The following is a 6,897-nucleotide window of genomic DNA, read 5'->3' as shown; positions in this document are numbered from 1 at the left end:
CATTTCCAGGCTTTAAATTAAGTGAAGAAGCCACCTTATTAAGGTGGCTTTTTTGCGTTTGGGCGTTTGTAAAATACTGAACGCTAACATATCTAGAATACAGCTACCGGTAAAGGTGACTGCTTCACTTAAGGTAGGCATAAATACCTACTCCCGACGTCACCCCGCCGCTGAGCGGGGTCTCCGGCTTCGAAGGCAAGCTTCTCCGCGTTCAAGCGAGTCTGAATACTGCGTATTCAAAGCGCCTCACTTTCACCCCCATGTGTTCGCTGCGCGAACCGAGTAGGGCGAATATCGCGTTAGCGATGTGTTTATGAGCGCGAAGCTTTAGCGCTGCTGGACATTTCCAGACGCTAAATAACGAAAGATGACCGAACGAACATGGGGAAATAAAAAGGCCGAACGCAGTGAGGTTCAGTTCCCATGTGGAGGTCGATAAATGTTCCTGACAATATCGACACTTCCGCCATCCTTGGAGGTCGTAGGGTGAAGCCCTTGTGCATATCAAACGAAGTTTGATGCAAGGGGTGAACGCGGAGAGCTTGCTCGAAGCTGGCCATTTCCAGACGCGAAAAGAACGACTCCGGACGTCAACCCGCCGCTGAGCGGGACCTGAAACTGCATCCATGCGTTTCAGGCATTCGGCACATCCATGTGCCTTGCCTCCGGCTTCGAAGGCAAGCTTCTCCGCGTTCAAGCGAGTCTGAATACTGCGTATTCAAAGCGCCTCACTTTCACCCCCATGTGTCGCTGTGCGAACTACGAGAGTAGCTCATTTCCAGGCGCTAAATAACGAGAGATGACCGAACGAATATGGGGAAATAAAAAGTCCGAACGCAGTGAGGTTCAGTTCCCATTTGGAGTAGGGTGAAGCCCTTGTGCTTATCAAACGAAGTTTGATGCAAGGGGGAAACGCGGAGAGCTTGCTCGAAGCCGGCCATTTCCAGGCCCAAACTTTTCTCTAAAGATTGACGAGAAAGTTCGCTTTGATGTAGCGGGCTTTTTTGCTTCTGCGATAGAGTCATTGTTGGCGCAGTCCTCTTCTTTATTAATAATGTCGTTTTTTGTTATTGCCTCATTCATAAAGGCTTTATGATGTAATCTTGTTGCCGTGTTGAATAGAAGGTGCGCGTGAAACAATTGGATTTTAATTTACTTAGAGTATTAGAGGTGTTGCTTGAAGAGCAGAGTGTAACGGCTGCTGCATCTCGGTTGCATTTAAGTCAGTCCGCTGTGAGCAAACAACTTAATAAGCTAAGAGATACCTTTGATGACCAACTATTTGAGCGCACTGCTTACGGGCTAAAAGCAACCCCAAGGGCTTTAGAGTTAGCTCCTGAACTACGAGAGGTATTACAAAAACTAGATCAGTTCACTCGACCAAGTACCTTTGAACCTGCTAAAAGTCAGCGACGCTTTAAGATGCATGTTGTTGAAACGGCTTACTCTTTAAGCTACCCCTATTTTATGCCTAAGTTATTGCAGGATGCGCCTTTAGTGAGTGTGAATAGTCAAACTTGGTCTCATGACAGTATGGATAAGTTATTGCGCTGTGAAATCGATATGGGGATTATCTGTCGAGAGTGGGATAATCGCTCGTTATTGCACATGAATAATTTACCTGAAGAGCTTGGTTATTGTGAGCTGATCCGTGACTATCCTGTCTGCTTGGTAAGGCGTAATCATCCGTTATTAAAAGAACCTTGGGATCTTAAGACTTTCCTAAAGTATCGTCATTTACAGGTGGCCTTTGGTGGGTTAGAGCATTGGTTGCTTGATGATGTATTGAAGCTGCAGCACTTGCAGCGCGATATCGCTGTAAATATGACAGACTTTAATAGTGCGTTAGATTTATGTGGCAACAGCGACCTTATCTTATGTGCGCCACGTAAATATGTGATGAAGATGATTGCAGACTACGATTTAGTTTGTCTCGATGTGCCTGTAAAGGTTGAACCAGGTGCTTATGTATTGGTTTGGCACAAGCATTTTAATTTAGATCCTAGCCATAGCTGGCTTAGAAACTTGATTATAGATGGGGTTCAACCTCTCTCAGAAATAGGTTGATTAGATGGCTTTTAAAAAGGCATCGATTACAGGCTCTTGTTGGCGCTTTACTTTACAGCAGCAACCTAGCTCAAAAGGTGGGATCTCGATTGGTGATGTCAGTAATTGAATTCTGTCTCTTACCGGACTGTTGTTGATCACCACTTCTGGGGTGATGCTGACACCGCAACCTAGTGCAACCATTGATGCGATGGCTTCCTGCCCGGATACCTGCGCGTAAATATTGGGAATTAACCCTAATGATTTAAACCAGTTATCAACTCGCTTTCTACCTGGGCCATGTTCGGGCACGATAAAGGGCAACCTATCCCATGGAATATAAGATTCGGTCAATAACTCTTGAACCTGACACCTGAATGTTGGGGCAATAATAGATAATGGAACATCATCTATTTTGGTAAAGTACAGGCTATCAGGGAATGGATCGGGTAATGCGGCTATCGCAATATCGGCGCGATTGTTGATGACTTCATTAACGGCATTCGCCGCATCACCAGTTGTTAGCGCTATCTCTACTAAAGGGTGTTCACGCCTAAATCTGTCTAGTAGTGCTGGCAGGTGGCTATAGGCTGCGGTTACCGAACAAAAAATATTTAACCTACCTCTTAACACATCTTGTTTTGGATCGACTTTAGTTCTTAGCTTGCCCCACTCATTAAGCATTAATTCTGCAAAATGGCGATACTCTATGCCCGCATTGGTTAAGGTTACGCTGCGATTATCACGCTGAAATAGCTTTACACCGACTTCGTCTTCAAGCCTTTGCATCGCACGGCTTAATGTTGAAGGGCTAACATGCATGGCTTGTGCGGTTCTGGCAAAGTGCAAGCTGTCAGCAAGGTGAAGATAAAGCTTGATAGTACGAATATCCAAGATAATTCTCCGCGGCGTTGTCTGAATAATGACTATATTGCAATAAATGCAATATGAAGTTCCGAATATATCATTTTAAGCAATTAAAAGCTTGCGCTATAGTGACCTTAATCACAGCGTAGTTCCGTAAGACTCCGTTCGTTTAAATGTCCAGAAACAAGGTGGTATATCAGATGGCTAACTATTTTAACTCTCTGAATTTGCGTCAACAATTACAGCAGCTGGCACAATGCCGCTTTATGGATCGCAGTGAATTTAGTGATGGCTGCAATTTTATTAAAGACTGGAACATCGTTATTATTGGTTGTGGTGCTCAAGGTTTAAACCAAGGTTTGAATATGCGTGACTCAGGTCTAAATATCTCTTTTGCATTACGTGAGCAGGCGATTGCGGAAAAGCGTGATTCTTACCAAAAGGCAACGGGTAATGGTTTCCGTGTCGGTACTATTGAGCAGCTGATCCCTGATGCAGATCTTGTGCTTAACTTAACTCCTGACAAGCAACACACTAATGCTGTTAACACTGTGATGCCGTTGATGAAGCAAGGTGCAACCCTGTCTTATTCTCATGGCTTTAATATTGTTGAAGAGGGGATGCAAGTTCGCCCTGATATCACGGTGATCATGGTTGCTCCAAAGTGTCCGGGTACTGAAGTACGTGAAGAATATAAACGTGGCTTTGGCGTACCCACATTGATTGCGGTTCACCCTGAAAACGATCCTAAAGGCGAAGGTTTTGATATCGCGAAAGCTTATGCTAGTGCTACGGGTGGTGATAGAGCAGGTGTATTGCACTCATCATTTATTGCTGAAGTTAAGTCTGACTTAATGGGAGAGCAAACTATTCTGTGTGGCATGCTGCAAACCGGTGCAATTCTTGGTTATGAGAAGATGGTTGCAGACGGCGTGGAGCCGGGTTATGCAGCTAAGCTGATCCAGCAAGGTTGGGAGACTACCACTGAAGCACTTAAGCATGGTGGCATCACTCATATGATGGACCGTCTATCGAACCCTGCCAAGATCAAAGCTTATGATATGGCTGAAGAGCTTAAAGTTATCCTCAAGCCGCTGTTTGAAAAGCATATGGACGATATCATCGGTGGTGAGTTTTCTAAAACCATGATGGAAGACTGGGCTAACGATGACGCTAATCTGCTTAAGTGGCGCAGTGAAACTAATGATACAGGCTTTGAAAATGCACCAAGCTGTGATGAACATATTGATGAACAAGCCTATTTTGATAAAGGTATCTTCCTAGTGGCTATGATTAAAGCCGGTGTTGAACTTGCGTTCGATACTATGGTTGCCGCAGGTATTATTGAAGAATCTGCGTATTATGAATCACTCCATGAGACACCGCTTATTGCTAACACTATTGCTCGTAAGCGCTTGTATGAGATGAATGTGGTTATCTCTGATACTGCCGAATACGGTTGTTACCTATTTAACCATGCTGCGCTGCCATTGCTAAGTGATTATGTGGCGAATATGTCTGCCGAGTATCTAGGTGGCGGTCTACAGGACAGTGGAAACGGTGTAGATAATGTGCGTTTGATTGAGGTTAATGCCGCTATTCGTGGTACCGCTGTTGAAAAGATTGGTGCTGAACTACGCGGATATATGACCGAAATGAAGCGTATTGTTGAAGAAAGCTAATTATTTTTTGTCAGGAGTTGATAGTAACATTTGCTATTGCTCCTGACTCTGTAATGAGCTTAGAGATAGACATCATTTTTGATAAAACATTAACGATTAATACCTTAGTAACACTGAATCGGTTAGGCACAACATGAAGCTTTTCATGAACAGAGCAATAACTTCCCTTTAGCTCAACATGATTAATATTGATGTATCAAATTTTTTATTGTGTTTTTTATAGGCTTTGTGGTACTTGTTAATGGTCGCGTTTTAAACGACACCGAATTTAAGCAAAGAATCTGATTAGGATACAAGTCGAATATGTTCAACCACGCTGCCCAGCTGATTATTGTGATTATTACCGTCGTGATTATTAAATCACAGCGGGGGCTGCGCATATCGAATCGACATACCTAAATTAGGTTTAAGATTGCAAAAACCCCCGCTCCGAAAGGAACGGGGGTTTTTTCGTTTAAGGGCTATACCAAAAAAATTTGAGTATTTAAGCCCTTAAAAATCAGTTAATTGTAGTGGAGCGCTGATAGATGGAACAAGGGCAAGAAGGAGCAGCACAAATGGAGCAAGGTCAAACGATACGGGGTGCTGATGCAGTCATTAAAGCGCTTGCTGCCCATGGGGTGACAACGGTATTTGGCTACCCTGGTGGTGCAATTATGCCTATTTACGATGCGTTATACGGCAGCCCGGTAGAGCACTTATTGAGTCGACATGAGCAGGGCGCGGCTTTTGCTGCGGTAGGTTATGCTCGTGCTAGTGGCAAGACCGGTGTTTGTTTTGCGACATCCGGCCCGGGTGCAACCAACCTAGTAACATCGCTTGCTGATGCACTGCTCGATTCTGTTCCTGTTGTTGCCATTACTGGTCAAGTTTCCACTGCGGTTATCGGTACTGATGCATTTCAAGAGATCGATGTGCTTGGTATGTCGTTATCATGCACTAAGCATAGCTTTATGGTGAGTCATGTAGATGAGCTAGTGCCAACACTTTACAAGGCATTTGAAGTTGCAGCGTCTGGCCGTCCTGGTCCAGTTCTCGTGGATATCCCTAAAGATGTGCAAATTGCCATGCTGGAATATAAGACGCCTTTGCAAGCTATCAGCACTGAACCTGAACATACCAGCGAGCAATTAAATGATGCGCGAGCGTTAATCGAGCAGGCTAAGCAACCAATGTTATATGTTGGTGGTGGCGTAGGTATGGCAAGTGCTGTTGAGCAACTTAGAGATTTTATCAAGGTTACAGGTATTCCATCAGTTGCGACCTTAAAAGGCCTAGGTTCTATCACCATTGACACGCCGGGCTATCTGGGGATGTTGGGCATGCACGGCTCAAAGGCGGCAAACCTTGCTGTACAAGAATGTGATTTATTAATTGTGGTTGGTGCGCGTTTTGACGACAGAGTCACCGGGCGCTTAGCCAGTTTTGCCGAAAATGCCAAAGTGATCCATCTTGATATTGATGCGGCTGAGCTTGGTAAATTACGTTTGCCAGAAGTCGCTATTGCTGGTGATTTGCGGCAGATATTACCAGCACTGAGTCAGAATATGGGGCAGCAGTTTGCCGCTTGGCAAGCGAAGATCGAACATATGAAGCAAGAGCATCAATGGCGTTACGACCGACCTGGTGAACTGATTTATGCGCCCGCGATGCTTAATCGCCTTGCACAAAAATTGCCTAAAAATAGCGTCGTCGCCTGTGATGTTGGCCAGCATCAAATGTGGGTTGCCCAGCATATGTTTTTTAACCGCCCTGAAGATCACCTTTCAAGCGCAGGTCTAGGCACTATGGGCTTTGGCTTACCAGCAGCAATAGGCGCTAAGGTTGCTCGCCCAGACGCAACGGTTGTTACCGTGTCTGGTGATGGCTCTTTTATGATGAATGTGCAAGAGCTTACTACCATTAAGCGTAAACGCTTGCCTGTAAAAATATTGCTTATCGACAACCAAAAACTTGGCATGGTCAAGCAATGGCAACAGCTGTTTTTTGAAGAGCGCTATAGCGAAACCGACCTTTCAGATAACCCCGATTTTGTCAAAATGGCATCGGCATTTGAGATCCCTGGACGCAATATTTTTAAAGCAAGTGAGGTTGAAGCTGGCCTAGATGAAATGCTCAATAGCGAAGGACCTTTCTTGCTACATGTATCGATTGATGATGCTCACAACGTATGGCCGTTAGTACCGCCGGGAGCCTCGAATCAAGACATGATGGAAGAGATGGATAAGCAAACTTAATTGCTATCGAATTAAGTGCATTAGTGCATGACGGACTTGAAACAAGTATTAAAGCAAAAGCATTG

The 6,897-nt window shown here is 44.6% G+C and carries 4 protein-coding genes; 3 read left to right on the top strand and 1 reads right to left on the bottom strand.

The window, feature by feature from the left end:
• The first annotated feature begins 1,131 nt into the window (after positions 1-1,131).
• On the top strand, positions 1,132-2,067 hold the full coding sequence (locus tag L884_RS0113180) for a LysR family transcriptional regulator (RefSeq protein ID WP_028767945.1): 936 nt from the start codon (positions 1,132-1,134) through the stop codon (positions 2,065-2,067).
• Here the strand turns inward: L884_RS0113180 and ilvY are convergent, their stop codons facing one another.
• A complete protein-coding gene (ilvY, locus tag L884_RS0113175; protein ID WP_028767944.1) occupies positions 2,068-2,940 on the bottom strand; it encodes an HTH-type transcriptional activator IlvY in 873 nt (290 codons plus the stop codon). It abuts the gene before it with no gap.
• 173 nt (positions 2,941-3,113) lie between these two features.
• On the opposite strand from ilvY, the gene ilvC reads away from it, so the two are divergent.
• Together ilvC and ilvG are read left to right on the top strand one after the other, a co-directional pair.
• Positions 3,114-4,595, top strand: a complete 1,482-nt coding sequence (gene ilvC, locus L884_RS0113170) for a ketol-acid reductoisomerase (protein ID WP_028767943.1) — start codon at positions 3,114-3,116, stop codon at positions 4,593-4,595.
• Between the two features lie 557 nt (positions 4,596-5,152).
• Complete coding sequence (gene ilvG, locus L884_RS0113165; protein ID WP_028767942.1) at positions 5,153-6,832, top strand: acetolactate synthase 2 catalytic subunit; 1,680 nt, start codon at positions 5,153-5,155, stop codon at positions 6,830-6,832.
• Positions 6,833-6,897: the final 65 nt, after the last annotated feature.

The organism is Shewanella fidelis ATCC BAA-318, from assembly GCF_000518605.1.
GTDB lineage: Bacteria > Pseudomonadota > Gammaproteobacteria > Enterobacterales > Shewanellaceae > Shewanella > Shewanella fidelis.
Note: the sequence above shows the minus strand (reverse complement) of the source record. Positions and strands in the feature narration are given on the sequence as shown.

What these genes read in the sequence shown, in the direction of transcription:
- ilvC (WP_028767943.1), top strand. Translation starts at nt 3,114, where the DNA reads ATGGCTAACTATTTTAACTCTCTGAATTTGCGTCAACAATTACAGCAG.
- ilvG (WP_028767942.1), top strand. Translation starts at nt 5,153, where the DNA reads ATGGAGCAAGGTCAAACGATACGGGGTGCTGATGCAGTCATTAAAGCG.